This is a genomic window from uncultured Hymenobacter sp. (assembly GCF_964242765.1).
GTDB lineage: Bacteria > Bacteroidota > Bacteroidia > Cytophagales > Hymenobacteraceae > Hymenobacter.
This window is the reverse complement of record NZ_CAXTBM010000015.1, coordinates 55,771-80,807: the sequence shown is the minus strand read 5'-3', so window position 1 is coordinate 80,807 and position 25,037 is coordinate 55,771. Positions and strand designations below refer to the sequence as shown.

Genomic DNA, 25,037 nt, shown 5'->3' with positions numbered 1-25,037 from the left:
AATTATAGCAAAGGCGGAAGCCATGGCGGCTACTCAGGGCGGCGCTCCGGTTGCCGTCCAGAATCGTTGGCGGCAGTAGCAAGAAGCATTGCATTCGTTGCAAGTAATATATCCCGCATAGGTACTGCCTCCATTAAACACTCGGAACCATTCCGCTACTCCTCCTTGTAGCCCAGACGAAAGCCGTTTTGGGATACAATGCTGGAGCAGCGGAATGGTTCCGAGTGTTTATCGATGCGCGAAGCCAGTGCTTTGCACTACATCTACCAGAGTAATTCTACCAAATCTTGGCCCGGTCGCTTTCAGTGCGAACCATCTTCTGGCCTTCCTTGCAGCCAAAGGCTTTGTAGAACTGCGGCATGTTCATGAGCGGGCCGATGGTGCGGTACTGGCCCGGCGAGTGCGGGTCGGTGAGGATTTGCTGGCGCAGCGCTTCGGGGCGGATATTCTGGCGGCGCAGCTGAGCCCAGCTCAGAAAGAAGCGCTGCTCAGGCGTGAAACCATCAATGACGGGGCGGGGCTTGTCGCCGTACTGCTTCTGGAGTTGCTTTTCAAGCGCGCCGTACACGATGGTAAGGCCCGCGAAGTCGGCTAGGTTTTCGCCCATGGTGAGCTTGCCGTTAACGTGCACGGAGTCGAGGGGCGAAAAGGCGTCGTACTGGCGGCCCACCACGGCGGCGCGCTTCGTGAACTCGGCTGCATCGGTAGGCGTCCACCAGTCGCGCAGGTTGCCTTGCGAGTCGTATTGGCGGCCTTGGGCGTCGAAACCGTGAGTCATTTCGTGGCCCATCACGCCGCCAATGGCACCGTAGTTCACCGCGTCGTCGGCGTTGGGGTCGAAGAAGGGCGGTTGCAGGTAGCCGGCCGGAAACACGATTTCGTTCATCGGCGGGCTGTAATAGGCGTTGATGGTGGGCGGCGTCATGCCCCACTCATTGCGGTCAATCGGGCCGCCGTACTTCTTCACGTTTTGGGCGTAGTTCCACTGCCGGGCCGCCAGCACGTTTTTCAGGTACGACTCGCGCGAAATAGTCAGCGCCGAGTAGTCTTTCCACACATCAGGATAGCCGATTTTCACCCGCAGCGCATTCAGCTTTTTCAGGGCTTCGGCTTTGGTGGCGTCGCTCATCCAGGTGTTGGTTTGGATGTGCTCGGTCATGGAAGCCCGGATGTTGGCTACCATTTCCAGCGCCTTCTGCTTGGCCGCCGGCGGAAAGGCCTTGTCTACGTAGAGCTGCCCGAATGCCTCGCCAAGTGTGGCGTCGGTGGCCGCCAGCATACGCTTCCAACGCACCGGCTGCTGCTTGGTGCCGCTCTGCACCTGCTGGAACCGGAAGGCTTCGTCGCTGTAGGCCTTGGGCAGCGCCGACGGCACCGAGCTAACCAGTTGCCAGGTTAGGTAGGTTTTAACATCGGCTAGTGGCGTGGCTTTCATCACCGTGCTTAGCTCCTGGAAGAAAGCGGGCTGGCCCACAATCACTTCCTTGGCAGCACCTAAGCCGTTGGCAGTCAGCAGCACCGGCAACCCCACATTGGGGTACTGGCGCTGGAAGTCGGCCACGGTCATCTTGTTGTAGTTGGCTTGGGGGTTGCGCAGCTCCACGCGCGTTTTGCTGGCTTCCGCTAGCTTCTTTTCCAGCGCCAACACCACTTGGGCCTTCTGCTTGGCAGCAGTTTCCGAGTCGCCCATGAGCTGGAAGGTGTTGGTCATGTAGGTGACGTAAGCCGTGCGGATGGCGGTGGAGCGGGCATCGTCCTGGAGGTAGTAGTCCCGGTCGGGCATGCCGAGGCCGCCTTGGTTGAGGTTGACGGCGTACACGGAACTGTTCTTGCGGTCGGGGCCGACGCCGGCCCGGAAGAATGCGCCGGTCCCGAGTTTCTGCTGGCGGGCCAAACTGGCGTGCAGGCTCTTCAGGTCCTTAATGGCCGCAATTTGCTTCAGTTCGGGCTGCAAGTAGGTGAGGCCCGCTTTGTCCAGCGCCACGGAGTCCATGCCCGAGGCATAGAAGTCGCCGACTTTCTGAAGGTTGGAGCCCTTGGTAGCCGAGGTGTTGGCGGCAGCTTCTTCCAGAATCTGGCGCAGCATGGCCTGGGTCCGGTCGCCGAGCAGGTTGCGGGGGCCCCAGCTAGAGGCGTAGGACGGAACGGGGTTGGCCTTCAACCAGTTGCCCCCCGAATACTGAAAGAAGTCGTCGCAGGGCGACACGGATGGGTCGATGTCGGTAGGGTTGATGCCGACTCCTTTTATGGATGGGGCCGCTGCTGCCGTGGCGGTTGTGGTAGTAGCAGCTGGCGTGGTGGAAGCGGCGGGCGCCGTGGTTTTGCCGGTGGCACAGCCAGCCAAAGCAATAACCGAAGCCGCCGTCAGGGCACGTAGGTAGTACTGGTTTTGCATCAAGAGGTGAATCGGTGGAAAAGAAAAGAGCGGCTTGGAAAAGCAGTTTAATAGCAAGATAAAGTGTTTCCTAAACCTATCATCTTGCCTTAGTGGCAAGGACACACGGCACAAGCTTAGCGTTGCGGCATCATTACTTTCTATGATACTAATTTTCAATGGCAAGGTGCAAGATGCTGCATTATTACTTGAGCTGAAATACTGACAACGCAGGCTGTAGCGCGAAGCCTGAGCTTCGCGTATCGTCGCCGAGAGCAAACAATTGCATCAACCTTCAACTGTTGGGCTGGTACCCGGTGTTATAGCAACACAGACCTAGTTGTTCAACGATACGCGAAGCTCAAGCTTCGCGCTACAACCTCCGTTGTCATTACAGTTGGCCACTGGAGCGCTTCGATATACAATTCATTATTGGAAACGGATAAACATCTTTGTACCAAGCAGGCAGCCGCACTGCTGCTTTCTTTGCACTCCACTTCCTTTCTATACTTATGAACAAAGCTTTTCTCTTGCTGCTGCTTTGGTGCAGCGCCGTGAGCAGCTTCGCCCAATCAGGGCAGTCGCCGCAACGCTTCTTCCCCAAGGAAAAGCTCACGCAGATTGGCGTGTACTACTACCCCGAACACTGGGACGAAAGCCAATGGGACCGGGACATCAAGAAGATAGCCGACCTGGGATTCGAGTACATCCACGTGGGCGAGTTTGCCTGGGCGTTCATGGAGCCCAAGGAAGGCAAGTACGATTTCCGGTGGCTCGATAAGGTGGTGGACCTGGCCGACAAAAACAAAATGCGCGTCATTATGTGCACCCCGACGCCCACACCCCCGGTTTGGCTCACGCAGAAGCACCCCGAGATATTCCAGCGCAACAGCGAAGGCCAGGCCGCCGAGCACGGCTCGCGCAACAACTACTCCACTTCCAGCGATATATATCGCAAGTATACCGAGCAAATTGTTACGGAATTGGGCAAGCGCTACGGCAAAGACAAGCGCATTATGGGCTGGCAGCTCGACAACGAACCCGCCCGCGGCGTAGACTTCAGCCCGGCCGCCCAGCAGAAATTCCGAGAGTGGCTCAAGAAGAAATACGGCACCATCGAGGCGCTGAACAAGGCCTGGGGCGCGGCCTTTTGGAGCGTCATGTACAACGACTTCGACCAGATCAACATTCCGAACCAGCGGCTGCTCTACGGCCCGAGCCCCCATGCGGTGCTGGATTCCAAGCGCTTCGTGGCCGACCAGATGGCGGGTTTTCTGGACTTCCAGGCCGCCACGCTGCGCAAGCACCTATCGCCGGATCAGTGGATTATGACCAACTACATGGTGATGGAAAACGCGCCCGGCTTCGACCCCACCCGGACCAAGAACCTGGACTTCACTTGCTACACCAAATACCCCGTGCACGGCGCCGACGAGATGCTCGGCGACAAGGGGTTCCGGGTGGGCTCGATGTCGGGTTTGGCGTTCCTCAACGACTACCACCACGCCCTCAACAAAGGCGTGTTCGGGGTGATGGAATTGCAGCCGGGCCAAGTGAACTGGGGCGCCATCAACCCGCAGCCCGAGCCCGGCGCGGTGCGCATGTGGCTGTGGCACACCTTCGCCGGCGGCACCGCCCTCAACTGCACTTACCGTTTCCGTCAGCCGCTGTACGGCTCCGAGATGTACCACTACGGCATCGTGGGCTCCGACGGCGTGACGACTACGCCCGGCGGCCTGGAGTTTGCCAAGTACATCACGGAGGTAAAGGCGCTCCGCAAACAGTACAAGCCCGCCACCCCGCCCGCCGAAGTCACCACTCGGCGCACCGCCATTCTGACCAGCATGGACAACCTCTGGGACCAGGACATCCAGAAGCAAACCACGCAGTGGGACCCATTCGGCCACCAGATGAAGTACTTCGTGGCTGCTAAAGCGCTGGGCGCGCCCGTTGATTTCGTGTCGGAGCAGATGGATTGGAGTGCGTACAAAATGCTGGTAGTGCCTGCGTATCAGCTGGTTGATGAAGCCTTGATTGCCAAGCTGCAAGCCTACGCCAACAACGGCGGCCAGTTGGTGGTAACCTGCCGTACCGGCCAGAAAGATCGGGACAGCCATTTGTGGCAAGCCACTTGGGCGGCTCCCATCTACAAGCTGATTGGGGCCCAAGTGCAGTTCTTCGATATGATGATGCCCGACACCGACGGCCAAGTGAGCTTCGCGGGCAAACCCTACCGCTGGAACAATTGGGGCGACGTGCTCAAGCCTACTGCTGGCACCCAAACCCTGGCTACCTACGCCAACCAATACTACGCCGGCCAAGCGGCCGTCACCCAAGTCAAGCAAGGCAAAGGCACCGTTACCTACATCGGCGTCGATACCGATGGCGGGGAGTTGGAAAAGAACATCATGCGGTCCGTGTACCAGCAAGCCGGCATCAAAACCGCCGACTATCCAGCCGGCGTAAACGTGGAGTACCGCGACGGTTTTTGGGTGGCCGTCAACTACTCCTCGAAGCCTTATACGCTGCCCCTGCCGGCCAGCAGCAAAATCGTGCTAGGCGAGAAAGTGCTGCCCTGCCCCGGCGTCACGGTTTGGACTGATAAGTAAAGATTTAGAACAGCCTACAGCGGTACTCCAGTTGAGGTACAGGCTGGCAGAAGCTGTAGCGCGAAGCCTGCGCTTCGCGTATCATTGAACATCGTCGTTTTTACGATGCTGAGGGGATAGTCCGACGATACACGCAGGCTTCGCGCTGCCCCCTACAATACTCTAAGCATAACGCTTGCAGGCGCGAAAGGCATTGTAAACCCAGGACGCCATTATCAAGTTTACTGGGTTAAAATTCACTACAATTTCTATTATGCGCACCATCAAGCAGCAGCACCAAGCCGTCAACTCCCCCATAGCCGACCTCGTTACCTACCGGGCGTTGCCCACCAATTCGGTGGAGCACCTCGACCCGTTCCTGTTTCTGAACCACCACGGCCCGCAGGTGTACCGGCCCAACAACCGGGGACTACCGTTTGGCCCCCACCCGCACCGCGGCTTCGAGACGGTGACCTTTATCCTGGAGGGCGACATTATGCACCAAGACACGGGCGGGCACCAAAGTATCATCGGGGCCGGCGGCATCCAGTGGATGACGGCCGGTAGCGGCCTTATTCATGCCGAAGTTTCGTCGCCCGAGTTCAAGCGCACTGGCGGGCCGCTGGAGATTTTGCAGCTATGGGTGAACCTGCCGGCCAAAGACAAGATGACGGCCCCGGCTTACATCGGCTTGCAGGAACCAGAAATTCCGACGGTAACGCTGGATGAAGGCCGCGTGCAGCTCCACGCCGTATCAGGCGAGTGGGTCGGCACCGCAGGCAGCCTCAAGCCACTCACCGATATACAGTTAGCTACTATCAACTTCCAGGCCGGTGGTAAGCTGCAACTAACCATCCCCGCTGAGCACACTATTTTCTTCTACACCATCCGCGGCAAGTTCCGTGTGAATGGCCAAGAAACCGAAGCCCTTCGCCTCACCGAGTTTAACTACGATGGCGACGAACTGCACATCGAAGCCTTAACCGACGCTGTGCTGTTGCTCGGCCACGCGCTGCCCTTCCAAGAGCCCATTGTAGCCGCTGGCCCCTTCGTGATGAACACCGAAAGACAAATCCAGGAAGCTTATCAGGACTACCAAGCCGGCAAGTTCGGCCGGTGGCAATAAGGAAAGTAGCGAAGTGACAAATACCAAGAAGGTTGTCATCCTGAGCTTGCGAAGGACCTTATGACATTAGCACGAGCTGTTATTACGACTATCGTTCATGCATCATAAGGTCCTTCGCAAGCTCAGGATGACAACCTTCTTGGTATTTACAACCTTACAAATCCACTACTTACCTCCGCGGTTGGGCGCGCTCGTATTGAACGGGCCACTTCACCTTGGCGCCCAACTCATGAGCGGCGTGCAGCGGGAAGTACGGGTCACGGAGAAGTTCACGGGCCAGCAGTACGAGGTCGGCTTGGCCTTTGGCAACAATTTCCTCGGCTTGCGTGGCCGTCGTAATCATGCCGACGGCACCGGTTGGCAAACCAGTTTCTTCCCGGACGCGGGTGGCAAACGGCACTTGGTAGCCTGGGCCAACGGGAATGTCGGCCTTGGGTACGTTGCCGCCGGTGGAGCAGTCGATTAGGTCAACACCCCGTTCTTTCAGCAAGTGGGCCAGGGCAATAGAATCGTCGATGTTCCAGCCGCCTTCGGTCCAGTCGGTGGCCGAGATGCGCACCAGAAGCGGCAGGTGGTCGGGCAGGGCGGCGCGGGTGTCTTCGGTTACTTCCAGTAATAGGCGGCAGCGGTTCTCGAACGAGCCGCCGTACTCGTCGGTGCGGTGGTTGCTGAGCGGCGACAGGAACTCATGGAACAGATAGCCGTGGGCGGCGTGCAGTTCAATCACCTGAAAGCCCGCCTGCAAGGACCGTTGCGTAGCCGTCCGAAAATCAACCCGCACCTTCTCGATACCCGCTTTATCGAGTTCCAGCGGCGCGGCTTCGGTGTCGATGAAGGCCTCCGCGCTCGGTGCCACCGTCTGCCAGCCACCTTCGGGCTCGGGTACCATGGCGCCTCCTTTCCAAGGGCTAGCATGGCTGGCTTTGCGGCCGGCATGGGCTAGCTGAATACCAGCCACGGAGCCTTGGCTAGCAATGAAGTCGGTGATGCGGCGTAGGCCGGCAATATGGTCGTCCTTCCAGATGCCGAGGTCGTCGGGCGTGATGCGGCCTTCCGGCGAAACGGCAGCGGCTTCCGTGATAATTAGGCCGGCGCCACCCACGGCGCGGCTGCCGAGGTGCACAAGGTGCCAGTCGTTGGCGAAACCATCTTGGCTGCTGTATTCGCACATCGGCGACACAGTAATGCGGTTGCGCAACGTAACGCTACGCAGCGTGAAAGGCGTGAAAAGAGCGGGAACAGACATATAGGCAGACAGAAAATGCGAGTGAAATAGTTTGCATTAACTGCTCCTGGCACCTAGGGTTTAACTTATTTCATGCTGTGCACAACTTTGAGCGGCGCGTAGCAGCGACGAATGAACTGTTTGTTGGCTGTCTATTGGCCGGCACACGCCCAGTTTACGCGCCTGCTTTAGATTTCAGCGTTTTCTTTTCGAGCTTCTGCTTGTCGGGCTTTAGTGCTGGCTTCAGCTTGCCCGGTTTACGAGAATACGCATCGATATCCAGCGTAACGGGGCGCGGTTGAGCAGGTGGCCGGGGCACAGCGCCGGGCGACGGTGCAACAAGTGTACCCTGGGCTTGTAAGGTAGGCGCACCCGCTAACCAACAACTTAGTGCTAGCGAAGAAAACAGCAGCTTTTTCATATCTGCGAGCTTAGTAATGAGTGATAAATGATTTCGCGACAGTAGAAAAAGAAATTAAGCTAGAAGCCTTGCAAAGACCCTATTGTTACTGATGCGTTGCATTTGCCATCTACTCAATTGGCGTTGATTTTCATAGGGTTACCAACCGACGAGTTAACAGTACAACTACAGTCGTCCAGCAAATTTGCTGCTGGCACTCTCACCTGAACCAAGCAATAAGGTAGAGGCTACGGTTGCCTGTTAGTAGCCTTCTGTGCTAATGCTTTAACTCTGTATAGTCTGTTGCTATATCGAATAAACAAGTTGTGAAGGACGTGCGGTCAGTTGCGCGTTTGGTGCCACCCTGCGCCGCCACAACTGCTACCTAGCTGGCTGGCACCCGTATATTCCGCCATGATTCCGCTTATTCATCATACGCCCCGCCTCATACTGCTGGCTGCCAGCCGTGCTCTGCTCACCGCCGAACTACACAAGCCACGCTACTTTCCCGTCTTGCTCGGCGCGGTCCTGCCCACCGACTGGCCGCCCGGCGAATACAATCAGGAAGCCATGCACTTTTTTCTCGACCAACTCACGGCCGGCGGGCGCACCGCCGCTGGCTGGTACGGTTGGTATGCCATACGCAAAGCCACGTCCACCACGCCCAAAACGCTCGTTGGAGCAGGCGGCTTTATGGGTCCCCCCGATGCCAGTGGCACTGCCGAAATCGGCTACTCCATTGCCGCCGACTGGCGCGACCAGGGTTTAGCTACCGAACTGGTAACTGGCTTAATCGAGCAGGCGGCCAATACCGGCATGGTACGCCGCTTGGTAGCACACACCCGCCCCGACAATCCTGCTTCGCAGCAGGTTCTGCTCCGCAACGGTTTCTCGTCGTTCGGCACCGACACTGAAGGCCGAATCCGCTTCGAGCGGATGGTAGAGCCGGTGGTTTTACCGCAGGCGTCGTAGCGCTGCCGCCACCCAAGCGGACTTGCTACCGCATAGCCTTGGCTTTTGGGCGCTCCTCTTTGGAATGTGGATACTGCGGATCGAGTTCAACCAACGTGTTGCGTAAGGAGTTGGCTACGGCGTAAGCTTTATACCAATTTTGGTCGGCCGGAACCAGCTGCCAGGGGCAACTGCTGGGGTTGCAGTGCTCGAACACGTCTTCGTAGACGGCGCGGTATGCTGGCCACTGCTTGGCTTTGGTTTCGTCGCCGGCTTCGTATTTCCACTGCTTCTCAGGATCGGTTATGCGTTCCTCAAGGCGCTGCCGCTGCTCGTCTTCCGATACGTGCAGGTAAAACTTAAGGATGGTAGTGCCCGCCTGCTGCAAGAGCTTCTCGAAGTTGTTGATGGCCACAAACCGGCGGCGCGCTTCTTCGGCGGTTACTTGTCCTAGCACTCGGGTCACGAGCACGTCTTCGTAGTGAGAACGATTGAAAACGTGTATCATGCCTTTGGGGGGCACTTGCTGATGCACGCGCCACAGAAAGTCGTGGGCCAGTTCCAGCTCGGTGGGTTCCTTAAACGAATGCACCTGTACTCCCTGCGGATTGAGGCCGCTGAATACCCGCCGAATGAGGCCGTCTTTGCCACTGGCATCCATGCCTTGCAGAACCACTAACACGCTGCGCGTGTTCTCGGCATAGAGACGGTCTTGCAAGGCAATCAGCTCCTGCTTGATACTCTTCATTTGCCGCAGAGTAGCAGTTTTGTGAAAATCGGCGGGCGCGCGGCTCGATAGCTTGGCGAGGTTAATAGCAGCAGGAATTTTCATGGAAACGGGCAGCGGAAAATAAACCAGACTAGCTTCTAACGTAGCCAGGCGCCCGAAGGTCGGCTGCAAGCTGGTGATAGGTTTGCTTAATGAAAGAGGAAACTTACGAATCCCGCTCAATGTCTCGTAAGGGCACATTTAACTCACCTGACAATCGGGCTCGGAGTCTTTGCTTGCTCACAGTTGCTTGACTTTTATTCGGCCACAATGGCCGAATCGAATTGAATACCGAGTTCAACAGGCTGCCTTTATGGCCGGAACCCACTGCCTGACTGGCGCTCAAAATGTTGGTACACAGTTTGTATTATCCCTCTTGTAACTACGAAAGGAAATACGACCAATGAACCTAATAAGCCGAGAATTCATCCGCAGTATGGCGCCGCAACTTGACCTGCTCAACACGTTGGGCGGCGGTATTGCGCAAGCGCAGATGCGGATCGACAAGCTGAAAAAAGGCGTGGTTATTCGGGTAGCAGCTCCGTCTGTCAGCCCCGAGAATATCCACGTCGTACTCAACAACGACCGGATGACGGTATACGGCGAATTTCGCCACCAGCCCGAAGACCAGTTGGGCGCGCCGCTCTTCACGCGCATCCTCGACCTGCCCGCCAACTTGGACTTGTCGCGCATTGATGCCATTCACGAGAACAACGAACTGCAAGTGCGCATCCCCTACCTGGACCCAAGCAGCCGTCAGCGCGAAATCGAAATCAAGCAGCGTTAATCTCAACGCTTGCCTATAACGCCGGGACCGACCGGCACTTTTCTCAAGCAGCCACTGCCTTCTGCAGTGGCTTTTTTTTGCCCATACTTTTTTGGCGAATGGTGAACCCCGCCCCCATCCCATGCAACTGCTAATCAAACAGCGGAATCAGCAGTATAAAGCCCATCAGCAACGATAAATAAAACCAGCCCATCACTTGCCCTCGATAACGACGCGGCAACTGATTGCTGAGCGCTAGTACAGCTACTACCACCAGAGCCAGGTGCAGCAGAAGAAACACCACCGTTTTCACCCAATTCGGCACGATGGTGTTTTCAGTTTGAAACTGATCGGCCATGCCCAGTGGCGAAGTTGCCCACCGAAGCAGATAATACGCGGCCGTTTCAAAAATCACAAACAGCACGAAGCCAACCAGCAACGCCAGCGGACCAGATTTTTCGGTAACATCGGCCATGGGCGGCGAACAGATAAGTGGCTAGGTGAGGGCTTGGAATACGCTGTTAATCTAAAAACTTTCACCTGCCGCTTACTTGCGTTTAGCGTTCACTTCGGCGGTGCGAGTTTCAATGTACAAGGCTTCCACTTTGGCGCGAGCCCAGGGCGTCCGACGCAGGAAGGTGAGGGTTGATTTCACGCTCGGGTTTTCTGCAAAGCAATTCATGCGAAGCCGCTCATCCAGGCCAGGCCAGCCGTAGCGGGCTTGCAAATACTCAACGATAACCGCCAGCGTAACCCCGTGCAGCTCACGAATGAGGTGGCCGTTTTCGTCGCGGGCATCAGAAGCGAAGGAAGCAGGAACAGACATAGTAGGAAAGGAAATTAAACGGGGGACAAGGTCGTAAAAAAGCGGCCACCAACTGGTAGTTTAGGCTAGCAAGACACTAGTGCAACGCATTCGGGCGTTACTTTTGCCATGACCACTCTCATGAAACGCCGCCCTGCTCCTCCTGCTTCTCCCGCCCCGTGGCGGCCGGTGCTTCGCTGGCTGGGCTTGCTGCTGTTGGTGGCGGCGTTGGTTTTTTACGGGCAATATCGGCGCCAGCTGCACCGTCATGCGCGCCGGGCGTGGGCCTCTTTCGTGAGCGGGCACCTGACAGGACGAGAGAAAACGCCTTTGCTAGCCGGCTACACCGTACACGGCATCGATGTTTCATCGTACCAAGGGCGCATCGACTGGCAGGAAGTATCGCGCAACCGCGTGAAGTTTGCTTTCATTAAAGCCACGGAAGGTGTTACGCTGCGCGACTCTCGTTTCAGCCGCAATTGGAATGCTGCTCGGCAAGCGGGTATTTACCGCGGCGCCTACCACTACTTCCAACCCACCTACGACGGGGCCCGGCAAGCCAACCTCTTCACCCGCACCGTGCCGCTCGCCCCCGGCGACTTGCCCCCGGTGCTTGATGTAGAACACACCGAATTTCACGACGTGGCCATCATGCGGCGCAACGTGGCCGTGTGGCTGCGGCTGGTAGAGCGTCACTACGGGGTGCGCCCTATTCTGTACTCCAACTACAGCTTCTACAAACGCCACCTCGCCGGCCATTTCGATACGTATCCGCTGTGGTTGGCGCATTATGAGGTCGATCAGCCCCGCTTGCCACGCGAGAAGTGGATTATCTGGCAGCACTCCGACGAGTCCTATATTCCCGGCATTCGGGGCACCGTGGATTTCAACGTTTTTCAAGGCAGCTTCCAAAGTTTGTTGGCTTTGCGCATCCCCGAGAAAGCCGTTACCACACAGCCTGCCAAGTAAGGCCACCCAGTCCATCAGACCGGGTGGCCTGATGGAGCTGGACTGTCTATCTTTGCGCTACTGCCTTATGAAGATTTGCTTGGTTTCCACTTATAATTCGTGTCCGCAGCGCCCTTACTCCTTGTGCTTTTCTGCCTTGTGTTGGGGGGTATTGGTGGGGCTGACCAGCTTGCTAGGCGCTTGCACCAGCAACAAATCCCCCTTCACACAAAGTGGAGGGGGCTCTTACTACGCCGACAAGTTTGAGGGCCGCAAAACGGCCAGTGGCACCACCTATCGGGGCCGCAAGCTTACTGCGGCGCACAACACGCTGCCGTTCGGCACCGTGATTCGCGTCACGAATCCCCGTAACCACCGCTCCGTAAAAGTTACCGTCACCGACCGGGGCCCGCACGCCAAAGGCCGCATTGTAGACCTCTCCCGGAAAGCAGCTCGCAAAATCGACATCATCGACGCTGGCGTGGCCCCAGTACAGTTGAAGGTGGTAAAGAAAAAAAGGTAACCTGATTCGCTTATCAGCTTTACCCGTTGGTAAGAACGCACAACTCAGTCAGCCATTCACCTATCAGCCATGCGCATCCGTAAAAAAGTAGCTTGGCGGCCGCCAACTAAGCCGGGCCGTTTTCTTGCCCTCGAAGCGTTTATAAAGGCCGCCGAAGCGCAAAGTTGGACCGAGGCCGAAGTACAATTTGTGATAAATGAGGTAGTGGAAGCCAAGGACGACACCGAGGCTCTGGAAATTTTGCAGGACTACTCACAACGCTGACGCTCTGATAGCTGGAATAGAAAAGCGGCCCAACCCATGATGGGTTGGGCCGCTTTCCAAAGTATGAGCAGCAGCAACAGGGGCTTACCGGCCTTTTTTCTTGGATTTTGATTTCGACTTGCTATTGTCTTTGGTGGCTTGCATCAAGCTGTCTTGCTGGGCTTTAGCAGCGGCCGTAGTTAAGCGGCCCGACAACGACAGATAGTCGCCTTCCTTCAGCATAGCAGTGGTACCGTCGGCCATGGTTACGGTGCCATCAGGCTTGATTTTGGTGCCGTTGACGAGGGCCGCCTCCTGCGAAACCGGATTGGTAATACCGCTCTGGGTCATCAATACCTTGCCCTCTTTCACCGTCACTCCGTCTTTGATGCTGGCACCGGTGCTAGCAACTTTGGCTTTGGGCTGCACCGGCTTGCGGGGCGGGATTTTGGTTTGAGCCTGCGCGGCCAAGCTGCCTAATCCAAGGAGCAAAGCCACAACGAAAGTGAGAGTTTTATTCATGGAAGCGAAGAAAAAATCAGGTGGGAAATAACAACAGCGTAACATACAAAACAAGGGCCAGTTCCATGCCAGTAACCTAGCTGTACTCTACCTCGTTCTCCAATAAGCTAACGTCCGTTTGCTGGAAGATATTTTCTCACTATCACTGCTTACTACCATGAGTTCAGCCCCAAAATCCACTGACGATATTTATGCTCAGTTCAAGGCAGATGTGAATATGACGGCCACCGAGTTAGAGAAATGGCTGAAAACCGAGGAGTCCAACTCGGTGGGCCAAGACAGCGGCGACGGACAGAGCATCGGGCACAAATCCGGCGAGCACATCATCCGAATCCTCGAGAAGAAGCAAGCCGATCTTACCCCCGACGACGAGGCTCACATGCACAAAGTGCACAGCTACGTCAGCCGCCACTCGGCCCAGAAACCCGACTCCGATATCGAGCATTCCCGCTGGCGTTATTCGCTCATGAACTGGGGCCATGACCCTCTCAAATAACAACACAAATTTTAACTATACGGCCCTGGCTCGTCTTGCCTCAACGAGTTGGGGCCGTATGGTTTGCAGTCGGTTTATATAGCTTTTTTTTAAGAGGGCGTAAAGCCGCGGAGCGCAACATCTACCTACGAAGCCGCCGTAGTCGGCATGTTGTTCTTGCTTCTGTTTTTTGACGCTACTTTGCGAGCATCATGGAATACAAAGATTATTACAAGGCGCTGGGCGTGGATAAAACCGCCACCACCGAGCAAATCAAGAAGGCCTACCGCAAGTTAGCCCGCCAGTATCATCCCGACGTAAATCCCAACAATCCGGAGGCGGAACGTAAGTTCAAGGAAGTGAACGAAGCCAACGAGGTGCTTTCGGACGAGGAAAAGCGCCGTAAGTACGACGAGTTGGGCGCCGACTGGCAGCGCTACCAGCAAGCGGGGGCGGGCCGCGGCCAGGCACAAGGCGGCTTCGATTGGTCGCAGTACGCGCAACAAGGCGGGTTTGGTGGCACCGACTTCGGCGACGGGACTGACTTCTCGGATTTTTTTGGTTCTATTTTCGGCAACGCGGGCGGCCGTACGGGTGGTGCCCGGGCTGGGGCCGGCGCCGATTATCAGGCCGAGCTGGAATTGTCCTTGGAAGATGCTTACCGTGGTGGTCCGCGTACGCTTAACGTAAATGGCAAAAGTTTGCGCCTCACTATCCATCCGGGCGTCGAGGACGGCCAAACCATCCGGCTGCGCGACCAAGGCGCTCCGGGCCGCAACGGGGGCCCTAGCGGTTCGCTCTATATTACACTGCGCGTCCTGCCTGACCCACGCTTCGCCCGCAACGGCAACGACCTCACGCAGGAAGTGCAAGTACCGCTCTACCGCGCCCTGCTAGGCGGCGAGCAGGTTGTGGACACCTTGTCGGGTTCAATCAAAATCAATATCAAGCCCGAAACACAAAACAATACCCGCCTGCGGCTGCGTGGCAAAGGCTTCCCCGTGTACCGGCAAGAAGGCCAGTTTGGCGACCTGTATCTCCGCCTCACGGTGCAGCTTCCGCAACAGCTCACCGAGCAAGAGAAAGAACTTGTTCGGCAACTGGCGGCTCTGCGCAACAACTAATCCCGAGACACAACCGCTATGAAAACGCACATCATCAGCATCACTTACCACGACTGCGCCCTGCGTTACGGCTTGAGCGAAGCAGATTTGCGAGGATTCGTTGAGCTAGGGCTGCTTGGTACCGACTCAACCACCAACACCATTCGCGACGAACCAGAGCATCTTGCCCGCCTTGCCCGTTTGCAACACGAGCTAGGCTTAAGTAAGGAAGGTATCGACATTGTGCTGGCCATGCGGCAGCGCCTGCTTTCTCTTCAGCATGAACTTATGCTTCAGCGTGCCCGCGCCCGGCAGTTCGAGCACTTATTGGGCAGCACTGGTCCTACCCTGGACGCCGATGATTGGGTTTAGAATAAGCAGGGGAAGTAGCCCCTGGCACGCATGGCACAGGTAGCCTATTGGCTACTTCCTTCGCTTACTCATCTCATCCTACTATTTATTTTATAATAGCTCCACGCCTAGGGCGAGGGCCGTGCCGGCTAGAGTGGCAGCAAGTTTGGGTAGGTTGAGGCGGTGTTCGGGGCTGGTTTCGAAGAGGATAGTGGTGGAGACATGCAGGAAATTGCCGGCCACAAAGCCCAGTAGCCCCGCATAAAGTCCGCCTGTCAGGAGCTGATCCAATACCACATAGTTGCTGATTACGATGCCCACCGGAGCTGCCAGCGCAAAAAGCACCAGAAACGGCAGCGCCCGCCGAAAACCACCAAGCCGCAGCATCAGGGCCGCTACCAACGCAAAAGCCGCCGGAATATGGTGCAGCGCTACGCCCGTTAGAATGGCGTAAAAATTGTCGCTTACGGTGCCCGCCGCCGGTGCCTTCACCAAGATACTGCCTTCTAAAAAGGAGTGAATAAGAAGCGAAAACAACAGCAGAAAGGGGACATGCCCGGCGTGCGAGGTGTGCTGGTGTACGTGCCCGTGCTCCACACCCTGCGAAAACACTTCTAACACTAATTGGCCAAAAAAGCCCGCCAACACAAAATAGCCAATGCGGTGCATGTTGCCTGGCACCAGCAAAAGGGCCTCAGGCAGCAAATGGGTAATGGTGAGCGTAAACAGGTAAGCACCACTAAAAGCCAGCAGCGGCTTCATCCAGGTAGTACTGGCCGTTGGCACCAGCTGGGTAGCCCAGCCGGCTCCCAGAACGGTACAAAACAACAGCAGAACGGCAAACCACATAGTAGGGATGGTTGGATTGATTTAGGTTTTGATGACCGTGCGTGATATTTCTTTTGAATGCTTGGCCACGTAGCTATTCAGCTACCTCCTTTATTTCTTCAGGATGAAAATGGTGCGCGGACTGCTTTCTTCGTCGTATGGGTGGAGGTGGTAGTCGCCTAGCATCTCGGCTACCCGCAATCCAGCCAAGTAGAAGTACTCCTCGAACCGCTGTATGCTGAGGGCCCGCACCCGCTCCACATAATGGTGTTCTTGTCCACCAGGGACTTGAAAGTTGATTTCCTTCACAATAAAATCCCGGTCAAGGTGGCGGTGTAGATGGAATGTGATTCCCGCCACGGTTTTGTATTCGTGCGCAACCAACTCCCGGACAGCCCGCTCTGTATTCAGAAAGTCGATGACCATTTTGCCACCGGGTCGCAGGGCTGCCGTGGCATTGCGCAGGGCTAGCACATTCTCACTTTCGTCTTGGAAATAGCCGAAGCTGGTGAAGAGGTTGAATACCAAATCGAAAGGACCATAGGGCAGTGGGTCGCGCATGTCGTGCACGTAGAAATGAAGCCGTGCCTGCTCCTGCCGCTGAGCCGCGACAATGTTTTCCGCCGACAAATCCAATCCGGTTACCTCGTAGCCCCGCGTGCTTAGCTGCAAAGCGTGCCGGCCCTGGCCGCACGCTAAGTCCAGCAAATGCGCGTCGGGTTTGGGGTGCAGGTGTTGCAGCAACGTCTCGATGAAAGCACCTGCCTCGGTGTAATCCCGGTCGTGGTATAGCAAATGGTAGTAAGGCGAATCAAACCAAGTGCTAAACCACTCAGGATCAGGCGTGGTGAGGTGTGGCATAAACAAAAAGAAGCAAGCGCAGACCTTAGTAGCCTAGCTGCACAACCGGTGGTTTCCTCGGCTATAGCGCCAGAAAGCCCAGCGCCACACTTGAAATCAGGTCAGCACTAATCAACCGCAAGCGCTGCATTTTGCAACAATGTTACAAAATAGTTGCAACAACAGGAGGCCCTTGAAAAATGAAGAGGAACCTAAGTAGCAGGTTCGCTTACTTAGGTTCCTCTTTTTCCAGCTAATCAGCTGATTACTGCGTGGCTGGCTTATGATCTGGATTTCGCTCCAGCGTCATAGCGCAAACCGGGCATTTGCCGGGCTCGTTGCTAGCACTACCTTCGCAGCCCATCGGACAGACATACGCCGCAGCTAAAGCCGGTGCTTTGTTGGGGTCATTTTCCGTTGGAGCGGCTACGGAAGATGTAGCAGACCGACTCTCGCAAGCTACCGACACGCCGGTGCCAACTGTTAGCAGCACGGCCACTACAATGCGGATCAACGAAAACTCTCTCACGCTTGTAATACCTATTCGTGAGGCTGAGCCTTGTTTACGGCTGGAGCAGGCTCATCCTCGGGCTTCACTGGCTTACCGCCCGCTGCGGCGCGGTCTTCGGCCCTCTTAGTTACTTCCGCTTTCTTAGCATCGACCGATATGTTGGCGTTGGCGCTAGGCCGTTCCCGGCCTTCCAGGTCTACGTGCGAGCTGATCGGGCGCTCAATGGCAGCACCTTTGCTTTGGTCGGCGGCAGCCGCCGTGTGCTGGTCGAAGTTATCGGAAGAGCGGGAGCCAGGCTCTACCATGTCGAGCGACACTTTATTTTCGGGCCGCCAATCAGACGGTTCACTGCTGCAAGCTGCGAAGGAAAGCGTGGCGACAGCCAGGGCGGAAAGCACGAGTTGCTTGGTCATAATCATGGTTTGGTGATTGTTAACGTGAGTAGCCTACGACACCTTTTCTTCGGCTGGCAGCAGGTTTTTGCGGCGCAACATCGATTCGAACAGCTTCTGGTCGTTGGGAGAATTAAATACCTTAAACGGAACGTGCAGGAACATGGGGGTCTCGAAGGTCCGAGCCACCCAGGCACGCCAGCCCATTAAGTCGGCGGGTGGGTCTTGGTTGCGAAACCAAAGCAAAAATCCGTCGGGCTCGCGCTTTACGCGCCCAATCATTTCCCAATTCACGCCCATGCCCCGGCCTTCCTTTTCGTTTTGCATCAGGCCAATCTGCCGTTGGTCGATAACATAGCTGAAACGCTCGAATAGCGGCTTGGTTTGCTCCATCTGCGTGACGGCCGTAATTTGGGAAGAGCGTAGCAGCACGTAGAGCAGTGCCAACACCAGTCCGGATACCAGCCACCACCACGAGGGCCAAATGGCCGCGGGTAGCACGCCCACAGCAAACGGAATCAAAGCAAACCACCACTCCTTACGCCACACGTGGCCCATGGCAACGCGAGTGTAGAGGTTGGAGTCAAGCTGGTGTTTCTTGGTGCGAATAGCCAGTGGCGAACCAGCTTGTACTTGCTGCTGCTGCCGGTAGCCCCCGCGTTGATTGGGTTGTTGCATTTTCTTGGATATTGAACTGCGGAATGGTTGAATGTTCTAATGGCTCGTTGACGGTCAATCATTTAACCATTCAGCCATTCAACCACTTAATAAGCTTTTAAACTCAGGTCGAGACTTTTAGTTGAGTGCGTGAGGGCTCCGACCGAAATATAATCGACACCCGATGCTGCTACCTCGGCAATGGTGTGCTCGGTGATACCCCCGCTGGCTTCGGTCGGGAAACGGCCATCAATGAGCTGCACTGCTTCGCGCAACTCAATGGGTGACATATTATCGAGCATGATCCGGGTAATACCCCCCGTATCGAGGGCTTGCTGCACCTCAGATAGACTGCGGGTTTCCACTTCGATAGGTAACTGTCGCCCCGTTTGGCGGAGGTAGGCCTGAGTGGCTTCGATAGCCTGCCGAATACCGCCCGCATAATCGACGTGGTTATCTTTGAGGATAATCATGTCGAAGAGACCATAGCGGTGATTGACGCCGCCTCCAATGAGCACCGCCCACTTCTCACACAGCCGAAAGTTGGGAGTGGTTTTGCGGGTATCGAGCAGGTGGGCTTTGGTACCCGCCAGCAGCGTAGTAAGATAAGTGGTGTGGGTAGCAATGCCGCTCATACGCTGTATGCAGTTGAGCACCAGTCGCTCTGCTGTTAGTATGCTCTGGGCACGGCCTTCCACCGTCAGCACTACGTCGCCGTGCTTTACGCGGGCGCCATCGGCTAGCAGCTGTTCCACTCGCAGGCTTGCATCCACTTCTCGGAAAATCAAGTGTGCCAGTTCCACTCCAGCCAGTACGCCTTCATCTTTCACTAACAGCCGCGCCCGATTTTGCGCGGCTGCCGGAATTGCAGCTAAAGAGGAATGGTCACCGTCGCCCACATCTTCTGTGAGAGCCGTGCGGATAAAAGTGGATAATGCTTCGGGGGTGAGATAAGAGGGTTTTTGCACGGTGCAAAAATAGTGAAAAGGGCCCATTACGCGGTTATCCCACTTAAATCCACCCTTGAAGTGGCCGCCGGCCAGAATTTCGTCGCATTTGCGTGAGGCTCCTAAACACCACAAGCCCCCGACAACTAAAGGAAGTGTCAGGGGCTTGTTGAAAAGAAAACTTAACGGCAAAGTAAAACCGGCGTGCTTATGCTTTAAATCAACTTTAATTTACGTGAGGTTAGCCGCTATTCCTTGGTGAATGCCATGTTGTCAATTCGCAAGGTGCCGCTAGCATTTTGCATCTTCACAATCACGCGGTACATGGCGTCTTTGCTTTTGTATTTGCCCACTGCGTAGGGGATTCCACCATCACTGCCGCCTTGGTGTACTATTTCGAAACTAGCCGGTGCCGTTTTGGCAAAAAAGTCTTTCATCACAAATTCGGCCTGCGTGGCACTGTAGCTCTGCCGGTCGCCATCGATGCTGATTTCGATTGTGGCGCCAAAATACTGGGACAACTCGTGGGAAGAAGCACTGCGCAAAGCCCCGCCAATAGAGCCAAATACGTCACCCTGCGACTGTCCCGCCACCGAAAGCAACATCAGCCACCCGAATACGAGGGCTTGAAAAAGAATGCGTTTCATTTTAGAGTATAGGATACATCATACGGTACGCGAAAATTATGCCAACCCCTCCCTACGCAGCTTGAAGCCTTCGGGTTATTTCCACTGAACGTAGATCAAACAATAAAATACCGTTGTTCCGATGCGGTCCGCCTATCTTTGTGCCCATGAACAAGCAGGTATTGTTGGTGATTCTCGATGGCTGGGGTCTGGCCAAGAACAAAGAGGTTTCGGCAGTTGATAAAGCGCAGACCCCTTTCGTTAATTCGCTGTTTCAGCGGTTTCCGCACAGCAAGTTGCAAGCATCGGGCGAAGCCGTTGGGCTCCCCGATGGTCAGATGGGAAATTCCGAAGTTGGGCATATGAACATTGGCGCCGGCCGCGTGGTATATCAGGAGCTGGTGCGTATCAACAAAGCTATTCGGGAGCGGAAGCTAGGGTCTGTTCCGGCCCTGGCAAAGGCCTTCGAATATGCCCGTACTAACGGCAAAACGGTGCATTTCATGGGCCTGCTTTCTGATGGTGGCGTGCACTCGCACATCGAACATTTGAAAGCCCTCTGCACCCTGGCCCACGACGCCGACGTGCATAAGGTGTTCATCCATGCCTTTACCGATGGCCGCGACACCGACCCCAAGGGCGGCGTTGGCTACGTCAACGACCTAGAGCAGCACCTGCAACACGGCGCAAGTGGCAAGATTGCCTCTATTGTGGGGCGCTACTATGCTATGGACCGCGACAACCGCTGGGAACGAGTGAAAGTGGCGTACGACTTGCTGATAAACGGCAAAGGCACCCCTTCTCAAAACCTGATTCAAAGTATGCAGGACTCCTACAAGGAAGGAGTTACCGACGAGTTCCTGAAGCCCATTGTGAAGGTCGGGGCCGACGGGTTGCCACTGGCGACCATCAAGGAAGGCGACGTAGTGCTTTGCTTTAACTTCCGCACCGACCGAGGCCGCGAAATTACGCAGGCGCTGACGCAGCAGGACTTCAATGCGTTCCAGATGCACCGGCTGAACCTGCACTACCTTACCATGACCAACTACGACGCTACCTTCACGGGCGTCACTCCCATATTCGAGAAAGACAACCTCGAAAATACATTGGGCGCGGTGCTAGAAGCAAACGGCAAAACGCAGATTCGGATTGCCGAAACCGAGAAGTATCCGCACGTTACGTTCTTCTTCTCGGGCGGCCGCGAAACCGAGTTCACCGGCGAAACCCGCCTTATGCGCCCCTCGCCCAAAGTAGCCACCTACGACCTACAGCCTGAAATGAGCGCCGCCGACCTGCGCGACGCGCTAGTGCCAGAGTTGCAAGCAAAGGCTGCTGACTTTGTGGTGCTCAATTTTGCCAACCCCGACATGGTGGGCCACACCGGCGTGTTTGATGCCGTGGTGAAAGCAGTGGAAACCGTTGATGCCTGCGCTAAGGCCGTGATAGAAGCTGCCTTGGCCAGCAATTACGCCTGTATTGTTATTGCCGACCACGGCAACGCCGAATTTATGGTTAACCCCGACGGCTCGCCCAATACGGCCCATACTACCAACTTGGTGCCCTGCATCCTAGCCGATAACGACTACTACGGTACCCTCACCGACGGCAAACTCGGCGATATTGCGCCTACAGTACTGGCGTTAATGGGTCTGCCGCAACCCGCCGACATGACGGGTGTGAGCCTGTTGCAACCCCAAGGAACTTCGACTCGTGCGTAAAGGAAATTGGCTGGGGGTGTTGCTGCTATTCGCAGCCTGCGAACCAGGCGAGAATGCAACTGTGCGCCTTGTGCCCGCCAACCGCAAACCCAACTACTTCGACATCAAAGGATTTCTCGATAGCCAAGTAGCCAAGCTTAACCGCCAGCAGCCGGTGGTGGAAAAGCAAGTGCGCCTGCGCGACGGCAGACTGGAAACTAGTCGCGTTACGGAAACAGATTGGAGCAAGGAGTTGCAGATTTTCTACCAGGCTGACATCAACAAGCCCGCGTTGCGCGGCGCATATAAGATAGAGCCCGTCAAGCAGCAAGAAGGCTCAAACACCACCTATAAGATGAAGCCGGGCAGTGAGGTCTCGGTACAAGAGTTAGCTGTTACCAAAGCTGCTGATTACCCCAAGTCTATCACGGCTACCATCATTCAAGACAACCCACTGTTTTACTCGGAGAAGAAATTGCAACTTCAGGCTGATAGCCGTGGCTTGCAAAGCTACAGCGTGGAAGGTATCCAGAAGCTAGTTATGTTCGACACCGTGCGCTACACCGTACGGACGCGCGTGGTGAGGTAAAACAACTGTCTTTCCAGCGCAGGAGGAATCTAAGCAAAGTCACCTAACGGATCATATTAGATTCCTCCTGTGCTGGAAGGGCAGCCTCAATCCAAATAAGGCTGCACACGCGCTAAGCTAGGCTGCCCGGCCGTGAAGGTGGCGGAGACCGTATTGGCGCGGTCAGTATCGCGGAGGCGGAGTTGGCCGCAAGGGCCACCACTCTGCCGCGCCGACTCATTGAGTGTCAGGCGCAAACGTTGCCCGTAGGCGGGCTCGAAGTTGGTGATAACGGCTTGCCGGAGCAGGTCCCTTTCCGGTGAGTGATAGAACTCGAAAGAGTTCCCTTGGTGCTGAAGAGTAAGTATGGTGTCGGTTTGCCCAACTTCGTGCACATTCTCGAATGCCTTACGACTTACTATTTTGGCGCCGGAACGCAGCAATTCATCCATGGTTGGCTCTAAGCCGAAAGGCTGACCAGCCAGCGTATCATTGGTGAGCGTACAGGAGGCTTTGGGAGCTGTTGGTTGCGGACGCGCGGCAACTGGCTGGCGGCGTTCTTGCTTAGGCTTACTGGCAACGGTTGTGGGCGAATCTTTGGCCTCACAGCTTATCAAACCCAACGCCACGTAAAGTAGCAGGGCCGGAAAGATAAGCTTACGAAAAGACAGCAGAGCGGACTCCATAAGATGCGAAAAGCAAGTGCTTTTTCACCTCATACGAGAAACAAGAGCGGCCGGGCTTGATAATTGCAAAATTATATAGTCCAGCTAGAAGAATAGTTTATTCTCCATAAACGCTCTATTCCGTACCCATCAGGGTAGCTACCACCCAGCGTCGCCCCCCTTGGTTGCGGTGCTCCCCAAGGTAGACGCCTTGCCAAGTGCCCAATGCTAATTCCCCATTTGTGATAGGTATACTGACCGCATGGCCGAGCATCGCTGCTTTCAAGTGAGCCGGCATGTCATCGGGGCCTTCCAGGGTATGGCGGAAGTACGGGGCGTTTTCGGGTACTGCTTGGTTGAAATATGACTCGAAATCAACGCGCACGGTAGGATCGGCATTTTCGTTGATGCTTAGACTAGCCGACGTATGTTGAATGAAAAAGTGCGCCGTACCTACCCCGATTTGCTCTAACTCCGGCAATTCCGCCACTAGCAAATCCGTGACTAGGTGGAAACCACGACGCAAGGCCGGCAAGCGCAGGCGTTTTTGAATGTAAATCATCAGCTTAAGGGTTCACGCGTTCATAGGCGCCCAAGTCGGGGGCCGTTACGCTACGAGTCTTGTTGAGCAGGTCGCGCGGTATAGCTGAATTAAACACACCCTTGTTGCTGGCCGGCGAGAGAGTATCGAGGCGGTAGTCAAACTTGTTGCCGAAGCTTCGGGCCGGAGAGCTTTTGAATTTCGGATCAACCTCAATACCAACCTGATTGCCGTTGTTGTTGAACCCTAACTTGTCGCCAACGTCCATTGTGGCTGAATACTCCTTCGTCCGCAAAATGCTGTTCCGAATACTCAAGTTTGCTCGATACGTATTGCCGTTTTTGAAGAATAATTCGTCGTCAGTCTGTGAGCTAAAGCCCCATATAATAGAGTTATCAACGGTTACGCGAACTGCATTTGGCACAGCGGCCCGCCGGTCGGCCAGTTCATTCGTGAACCAGAGGGAAGCGGATTCACGGCGGAATATCGGGGTGTAGTTGGCAATCGTGCAATAGTTCAGGTTATATGTTCCCCCGATACCCCGCACTGCATATTCGCCGCAGTTCGTAAACAAGCAGTTGCGCAGGTCAAAATCCCCGGAAATACCAAACACGCCGGCTCCTTCGAAACTCTGGCCACCGCTACCACCACCAAAGGAGCGGGCTTCACCGGAAATATTACGCAGAATTGTATTCTCGACTGTTACCCTGGGATGCGGGCCGTTGAGCCGGTTGAAGATCAGCAAGCCAAACGAGGCGTTTTTGATTTCGGTGAAACGCACCAAGTTGTTACGGCTGCTACACGAATCAAACTGAATACCAACCCACTGCCCCGGAATATCGGCGTAAAAAGACTCTAGCCGGTCGCCCTGAAAGCGCACGAACGTGGCGGTATCGGTCGGGGTAAGCTCGGCCGATGGGTTGGTGTTTTCGTTGATGCGCAAGGTACCGCGCACGAACAGCACCGAACCTGCGTGGGAGTAAATCCGCGTACCCGGCTGAATTCTAAGCGTTACGCCGGCATCTACTACTACCACGCCGTAGATAACGTGTGGTCGGTTTTTAGGCCAGGTGGTATTGCGGCTAATATGCTCTTCCGGGCCGTGGAAGTAAGCGTTCTGGCCGTAGGCGACCAGCTTTACGTCCTGCTCGTTGCCATTGGTGCTGAACAGTAGCCGGTCGTCCACCAGAAACGGTTTGTTCTCGGTGGCGCTTGGGCCTAGCATGGCCTTTACCAAAACCAGTAAGCTGTCTTTGCCCCGAATTTCGAGGTCGTTGGCAATGCGGGTTTCGTCGCCATTGATGAGCAGTGAATAAGTGCCAGGGTTGGTATCAGCCAGTCGAATCTCACTGACTTTCACGGCGCGGGCGTTTCGATTATACACCCACAAGCGCTTGGTCACGGTGCCCACCTGCGCGAAAACCGTATCGAAGAGCACGGTATCGGCCGAAAACTCCAGCTTAGCGCTATTATCGGTGGTTACAAGGTCTTCTTTCGGCTCGCAACCCGGCAACAGGCACAGCAGCGCCGAGAAAACGAGCAGCATCGGGAGTAGAAAACGCATAGAGAATCAGGCTGATAAAAACACTTATACCT

The 25,037-nt window shown here is 55.7% G+C and carries 29 protein-coding genes; 12 read left to right on the top strand and 17 right to left on the bottom strand.

What is annotated here, in order from left to right; genetic code table 11:
• Nucleotides 1-277: 277 nt before the first annotated feature.
• Nucleotides 278-2,395 carry a M13 family metallopeptidase gene (locus ACFE7X_RS08730; RefSeq protein ID WP_375435307.1) on the bottom strand — a complete coding sequence of 706 codons (2,118 nt, stop codon included), beginning with the start codon at nucleotides 2,393-2,395 and terminating at the stop codon, nucleotides 278-280.
• 491 nt (nucleotides 2,396-2,886) lie between these two features.
• On the opposite strand from ACFE7X_RS08730, the gene ACFE7X_RS08725 reads away from it, so the two are divergent.
• Complete coding sequence (locus tag ACFE7X_RS08725) at nucleotides 2,887-4,983, top strand: beta-galactosidase (RefSeq protein ID WP_375435290.1); 2,097 nt, start codon at nucleotides 2,887-2,889, stop codon at nucleotides 4,981-4,983.
• A 253-nt stretch (nucleotides 4,984-5,236) separates the two neighbouring features.
• On the top strand, nucleotides 5,237-6,088 hold the full coding sequence (locus ACFE7X_RS08720; RefSeq protein WP_375435289.1) for a pirin family protein: 852 nt from the start codon (nucleotides 5,237-5,239) through the stop codon (nucleotides 6,086-6,088).
• A 169-nt stretch (nucleotides 6,089-6,257) separates the two neighbouring features.
• On the opposite strand, the gene ACFE7X_RS08715 is transcribed toward ACFE7X_RS08720, so the two are convergent.
• Nucleotides 6,258-7,334: an NADH:flavin oxidoreductase/NADH oxidase gene (locus ACFE7X_RS08715; RefSeq protein ID WP_375435288.1), complete on the bottom strand. Its 1,077-nt coding sequence runs from the start codon at nucleotides 7,332-7,334 to the stop codon at nucleotides 6,258-6,260.
• A gap of 154 nt (nucleotides 7,335-7,488) precedes the next feature.
• Nucleotides 7,489-7,734, bottom strand: a complete 246-nt coding sequence (locus ACFE7X_RS08710) for a hypothetical protein (protein ID WP_375435287.1) — start codon at nucleotides 7,732-7,734, stop codon at nucleotides 7,489-7,491.
• Nucleotides 7,735-8,127: 393 nt separating this feature from the next.
• Between ACFE7X_RS08710 and ACFE7X_RS08705 the strand changes: the two genes are divergently transcribed.
• The gene (locus ACFE7X_RS08705) at nucleotides 8,128-8,685 is read left to right on the top strand and encodes a GNAT family N-acetyltransferase (protein ID WP_375435286.1); all 558 of its coding nucleotides are present in this window, start codon (nucleotides 8,128-8,130) and stop codon (nucleotides 8,683-8,685) included.
• A gap of 25 nt (nucleotides 8,686-8,710) precedes the next feature.
• Here the strand turns inward: ACFE7X_RS08705 and ACFE7X_RS08700 are convergent, their stop codons facing one another.
• On the bottom strand, nucleotides 8,711-9,496 hold the full coding sequence (locus ACFE7X_RS08700) for a PPK2 family polyphosphate kinase (protein WP_375435285.1): 786 nt from the start codon (nucleotides 9,494-9,496) through the stop codon (nucleotides 8,711-8,713).
• 373 nt (nucleotides 9,497-9,869) lie between these two features.
• On the opposite strand from ACFE7X_RS08700, the gene ACFE7X_RS08695 reads away from it, so the two are divergent.
• Nucleotides 9,870-10,220, top strand: a complete 351-nt coding sequence (locus ACFE7X_RS08695) for an Hsp20/alpha crystallin family protein (RefSeq protein ID WP_375435284.1) — start codon at nucleotides 9,870-9,872, stop codon at nucleotides 10,218-10,220.
• Between the two features lie 130 nt (nucleotides 10,221-10,350).
• On the opposite strand, the gene ACFE7X_RS08690 is transcribed toward ACFE7X_RS08695, so the two are convergent.
• Nucleotides 10,351-10,674, bottom strand: a complete 324-nt coding sequence (locus ACFE7X_RS08690) for a hypothetical protein (RefSeq protein WP_375435283.1) — start codon at nucleotides 10,672-10,674, stop codon at nucleotides 10,351-10,353.
• Nucleotides 10,675-10,746: 72 nt separating this feature from the next.
• Nucleotides 10,747-11,025: a VF530 family DNA-binding protein gene (locus ACFE7X_RS08685; protein WP_375435282.1), complete on the bottom strand. Its 279-nt coding sequence runs from the start codon at nucleotides 11,023-11,025 to the stop codon at nucleotides 10,747-10,749.
• A 108-nt stretch (nucleotides 11,026-11,133) separates the two neighbouring features.
• On the opposite strand from ACFE7X_RS08685, the gene ACFE7X_RS08680 reads away from it, so the two are divergent.
• The 3 genes from ACFE7X_RS08680 to ACFE7X_RS08670 all read left to right on the top strand — a co-directional run bounded on the left by ACFE7X_RS08680 (nucleotide 11,134) and on the right by ACFE7X_RS08670 (nucleotide 12,739).
• Nucleotides 11,134-11,973 (top strand): glycoside hydrolase family 25 protein, encoded by an 840-nt coding sequence (locus ACFE7X_RS08680; RefSeq protein WP_375435281.1) that lies wholly within the window; start codon nucleotides 11,134-11,136, stop codon nucleotides 11,971-11,973.
• 67 nt (nucleotides 11,974-12,040) lie between these two features.
• Complete coding sequence (locus ACFE7X_RS08675) at nucleotides 12,041-12,475, top strand: septal ring lytic transglycosylase RlpA family protein (protein ID WP_375435280.1); 435 nt, start codon at nucleotides 12,041-12,043, stop codon at nucleotides 12,473-12,475.
• A 69-nt stretch (nucleotides 12,476-12,544) separates the two neighbouring features.
• Nucleotides 12,545-12,739, top strand: a complete 195-nt coding sequence (locus ACFE7X_RS08670; RefSeq protein WP_375435279.1) for a hypothetical protein — start codon at nucleotides 12,545-12,547, stop codon at nucleotides 12,737-12,739.
• Nucleotides 12,740-12,823: 84 nt separating this feature from the next.
• On the opposite strand, the gene ACFE7X_RS08665 is transcribed toward ACFE7X_RS08670, so the two are convergent.
• A complete protein-coding gene (locus ACFE7X_RS08665) occupies nucleotides 12,824-13,240 on the bottom strand; it encodes a DUF6799 domain-containing protein (RefSeq protein WP_375435278.1) in 417 nt (138 codons plus the stop codon).
• A gap of 157 nt (nucleotides 13,241-13,397) precedes the next feature.
• On the opposite strand from ACFE7X_RS08665, the gene ACFE7X_RS08660 reads away from it, so the two are divergent.
• From ACFE7X_RS08660 to ACFE7X_RS08650, 3 genes are all read left to right on the top strand, one after another.
• On the top strand, nucleotides 13,398-13,736 hold the full coding sequence (locus tag ACFE7X_RS08660; protein WP_375435277.1) for a DUF3140 domain-containing protein: 339 nt from the start codon (nucleotides 13,398-13,400) through the stop codon (nucleotides 13,734-13,736).
• A gap of 191 nt (nucleotides 13,737-13,927) precedes the next feature.
• On the top strand, nucleotides 13,928-14,839 hold the full coding sequence (locus tag ACFE7X_RS08655) for a DnaJ C-terminal domain-containing protein (RefSeq protein ID WP_375435276.1): 912 nt from the start codon (nucleotides 13,928-13,930) through the stop codon (nucleotides 14,837-14,839).
• An 18-nt stretch (nucleotides 14,840-14,857) separates the two neighbouring features.
• Nucleotides 14,858-15,190 (top strand): hypothetical protein, encoded by a 333-nt coding sequence (locus ACFE7X_RS08650; protein ID WP_375435275.1) that lies wholly within the window; start codon nucleotides 14,858-14,860, stop codon nucleotides 15,188-15,190.
• Nucleotides 15,191-15,280: 90 nt separating this feature from the next.
• Here the strand turns inward: ACFE7X_RS08650 and ACFE7X_RS08645 are convergent, their stop codons facing one another.
• From ACFE7X_RS08645 to ACFE7X_RS08615, 7 genes are all read right to left on the bottom strand, one after another.
• Entirely contained in the window at nucleotides 15,281-16,018 is a 738-nt protein-coding gene (locus tag ACFE7X_RS08645; RefSeq protein WP_375435274.1) for a ZIP family metal transporter, read from the bottom strand.
• Between the two features lie 90 nt (nucleotides 16,019-16,108).
• Nucleotides 16,109-16,858, bottom strand: a complete 750-nt coding sequence (locus ACFE7X_RS08640; RefSeq protein WP_375435273.1) for a class I SAM-dependent methyltransferase — start codon at nucleotides 16,856-16,858, stop codon at nucleotides 16,109-16,111.
• A gap of 244 nt (nucleotides 16,859-17,102) precedes the next feature.
• Nucleotides 17,103-17,351 carry a heavy metal-binding domain-containing protein gene (locus tag ACFE7X_RS08635; protein ID WP_375435272.1) on the bottom strand — a complete coding sequence of 83 codons (249 nt, stop codon included), beginning with the start codon at nucleotides 17,349-17,351 and terminating at the stop codon, nucleotides 17,103-17,105.
• A 26-nt stretch (nucleotides 17,352-17,377) separates the two neighbouring features.
• A complete protein-coding gene (locus ACFE7X_RS08630) occupies nucleotides 17,378-17,761 on the bottom strand; it encodes a hypothetical protein (protein WP_375435271.1) in 384 nt (127 codons plus the stop codon).
• 33 nt (nucleotides 17,762-17,794) lie between these two features.
• Nucleotides 17,795-18,418 (bottom strand): hypothetical protein, encoded by a 624-nt coding sequence (locus tag ACFE7X_RS08625; protein ID WP_375435270.1) that lies wholly within the window; start codon nucleotides 18,416-18,418, stop codon nucleotides 17,795-17,797.
• Nucleotides 18,419-18,504: 86 nt separating this feature from the next.
• Nucleotides 18,505-19,365 carry a carboxylating nicotinate-nucleotide diphosphorylase gene (gene nadC / locus ACFE7X_RS08620; protein WP_375435269.1) on the bottom strand — a complete coding sequence of 287 codons (861 nt, stop codon included), beginning with the start codon at nucleotides 19,363-19,365 and terminating at the stop codon, nucleotides 18,505-18,507.
• Between the two features lie 227 nt (nucleotides 19,366-19,592).
• On the bottom strand, nucleotides 19,593-19,991 hold the full coding sequence (locus tag ACFE7X_RS08615) for a DUF4783 domain-containing protein (RefSeq protein ID WP_375435268.1): 399 nt from the start codon (nucleotides 19,989-19,991) through the stop codon (nucleotides 19,593-19,595).
• A 146-nt stretch (nucleotides 19,992-20,137) separates the two neighbouring features.
• Between ACFE7X_RS08615 and gpmI the strand changes: the two genes are divergently transcribed.
• Complete coding sequence (gene gpmI, locus ACFE7X_RS08610) at nucleotides 20,138-21,688, top strand: 2,3-bisphosphoglycerate-independent phosphoglycerate mutase (protein WP_375435267.1); 1,551 nt, start codon at nucleotides 20,138-20,140, stop codon at nucleotides 21,686-21,688.
• Complete coding sequence (locus tag ACFE7X_RS08605) at nucleotides 21,681-22,256, top strand: hypothetical protein (protein WP_375435266.1); 576 nt, start codon at nucleotides 21,681-21,683, stop codon at nucleotides 22,254-22,256. The genes gpmI and ACFE7X_RS08605 overlap by 8 nt, the downstream gene beginning before the upstream one ends.
• Before the next feature lie 86 nt (nucleotides 22,257-22,342).
• Here the strand turns inward: ACFE7X_RS08605 and ACFE7X_RS08600 are convergent, their stop codons facing one another.
• From ACFE7X_RS08600 to ACFE7X_RS08590, 3 genes are all read right to left on the bottom strand, one after another.
• A complete protein-coding gene (locus tag ACFE7X_RS08600) occupies nucleotides 22,343-22,921 on the bottom strand; it encodes a hypothetical protein (protein ID WP_375435265.1) in 579 nt (192 codons plus the stop codon).
• Nucleotides 22,922-23,036: 115 nt separating this feature from the next.
• Nucleotides 23,037-23,462 carry a secondary thiamine-phosphate synthase enzyme YjbQ gene (locus ACFE7X_RS08595; RefSeq protein WP_375435264.1) on the bottom strand — a complete coding sequence of 142 codons (426 nt, stop codon included), beginning with the start codon at nucleotides 23,460-23,462 and terminating at the stop codon, nucleotides 23,037-23,039.
• Nucleotides 23,463-23,466: 4 nt separating this feature from the next.
• The gene (locus ACFE7X_RS08590; protein ID WP_375435263.1) at nucleotides 23,467-25,005 is read right to left on the bottom strand and encodes a hypothetical protein; all 1,539 of its coding nucleotides are present in this window, start codon (nucleotides 25,003-25,005) and stop codon (nucleotides 23,467-23,469) included.
• Between the last annotated feature and the right edge of the window lie 32 nt (nucleotides 25,006-25,037).

Excerpts from the sequence above, each read along its gene's own strand:
- ACFE7X_RS08725 (WP_375435290.1), top strand. The coding sequence starts at position 2,887 with ATGAACAAAGCTTTTCTCTTGCTGCTGCTTTGGTGCAGCGCCGTGAGC.
- ACFE7X_RS08650 (WP_375435275.1), top strand. The coding sequence starts at position 14,858 with ATGAAAACGCACATCATCAGCATCACTTACCACGACTGCGCCCTGCGT.
- gpmI (WP_375435267.1), top strand. The coding sequence starts at position 20,138 with ATGAACAAGCAGGTATTGTTGGTGATTCTCGATGGCTGGGGTCTGGCC.
- ACFE7X_RS08630 (WP_375435271.1), bottom strand. The coding sequence starts at position 17,761 with ATGACCAAGCAACTCGTGCTTTCCGCCCTGGCTGTCGCCACGCTTTCC.
- ACFE7X_RS08670 (WP_375435279.1), top strand. The coding sequence starts at position 12,545 with ATGCGCATCCGTAAAAAAGTAGCTTGGCGGCCGCCAACTAAGCCGGGC.
- ACFE7X_RS08665 (WP_375435278.1), bottom strand. The coding sequence starts at position 13,240 with ATGAATAAAACTCTCACTTTCGTTGTGGCTTTGCTCCTTGGATTAGGC.
- ACFE7X_RS08615 (WP_375435268.1), bottom strand. The coding sequence starts at position 19,991 with ATGAAACGCATTCTTTTTCAAGCCCTCGTATTCGGGTGGCTGATGTTG.
- ACFE7X_RS08700 (WP_375435285.1), bottom strand. The coding sequence starts at position 9,496 with ATGAAAATTCCTGCTGCTATTAACCTCGCCAAGCTATCGAGCCGCGCG.
- ACFE7X_RS08730 (WP_375435307.1), bottom strand. The coding sequence starts at position 2,395 with ATGCAAAACCAGTACTACCTACGTGCCCTGACGGCGGCTTCGGTTATT.
- ACFE7X_RS08690 (WP_375435283.1), bottom strand. The coding sequence starts at position 10,674 with ATGGCCGATGTTACCGAAAAATCTGGTCCGCTGGCGTTGCTGGTTGGC.
- ACFE7X_RS08600 (WP_375435265.1), bottom strand. The coding sequence starts at position 22,921 with ATGGAGTCCGCTCTGCTGTCTTTTCGTAAGCTTATCTTTCCGGCCCTG.
- ACFE7X_RS08695 (WP_375435284.1), top strand. The coding sequence starts at position 9,870 with ATGGCGCCGCAACTTGACCTGCTCAACACGTTGGGCGGCGGTATTGCG.
- ACFE7X_RS08685 (WP_375435282.1), bottom strand. The coding sequence starts at position 11,025 with ATGTCTGTTCCTGCTTCCTTCGCTTCTGATGCCCGCGACGAAAACGGC.
- ACFE7X_RS08625 (WP_375435270.1), bottom strand. The coding sequence starts at position 18,418 with ATGCAACAACCCAATCAACGCGGGGGCTACCGGCAGCAGCAGCAAGTA.
- ACFE7X_RS08590 (WP_375435263.1), bottom strand. The coding sequence starts at position 25,005 with ATGCGTTTTCTACTCCCGATGCTGCTCGTTTTCTCGGCGCTGCTGTGC.
- ACFE7X_RS08705 (WP_375435286.1), top strand. The coding sequence starts at position 8,128 with ATGATTCCGCTTATTCATCATACGCCCCGCCTCATACTGCTGGCTGCC.
- ACFE7X_RS08640 (WP_375435273.1), bottom strand. The coding sequence starts at position 16,858 with ATGCCACACCTCACCACGCCTGATCCTGAGTGGTTTAGCACTTGGTTT.
- ACFE7X_RS08715 (WP_375435288.1), bottom strand. The coding sequence starts at position 7,334 with ATGTCTGTTCCCGCTCTTTTCACGCCTTTCACGCTGCGTAGCGTTACG.
- ACFE7X_RS08660 (WP_375435277.1), top strand. The coding sequence starts at position 13,398 with ATGAGTTCAGCCCCAAAATCCACTGACGATATTTATGCTCAGTTCAAG.
- ACFE7X_RS08675 (WP_375435280.1), top strand. The coding sequence starts at position 12,041 with ATGAAGATTTGCTTGGTTTCCACTTATAATTCGTGTCCGCAGCGCCCT.
- ACFE7X_RS08710 (WP_375435287.1), bottom strand. The coding sequence starts at position 7,734 with ATGAAAAAGCTGCTGTTTTCTTCGCTAGCACTAAGTTGTTGGTTAGCG.
- ACFE7X_RS08720 (WP_375435289.1), top strand. The coding sequence starts at position 5,237 with ATGCGCACCATCAAGCAGCAGCACCAAGCCGTCAACTCCCCCATAGCC.
- ACFE7X_RS08645 (WP_375435274.1), bottom strand. The coding sequence starts at position 16,018 with ATGTGGTTTGCCGTTCTGCTGTTGTTTTGTACCGTTCTGGGAGCCGGC.
- ACFE7X_RS08655 (WP_375435276.1), top strand. The coding sequence starts at position 13,928 with ATGGAATACAAAGATTATTACAAGGCGCTGGGCGTGGATAAAACCGCC.
- ACFE7X_RS08595 (WP_375435264.1), bottom strand. The coding sequence starts at position 23,462 with ATGATTTACATTCAAAAACGCCTGCGCTTGCCGGCCTTGCGTCGTGGT.
- ACFE7X_RS08680 (WP_375435281.1), top strand. The coding sequence starts at position 11,134 with ATGACCACTCTCATGAAACGCCGCCCTGCTCCTCCTGCTTCTCCCGCC.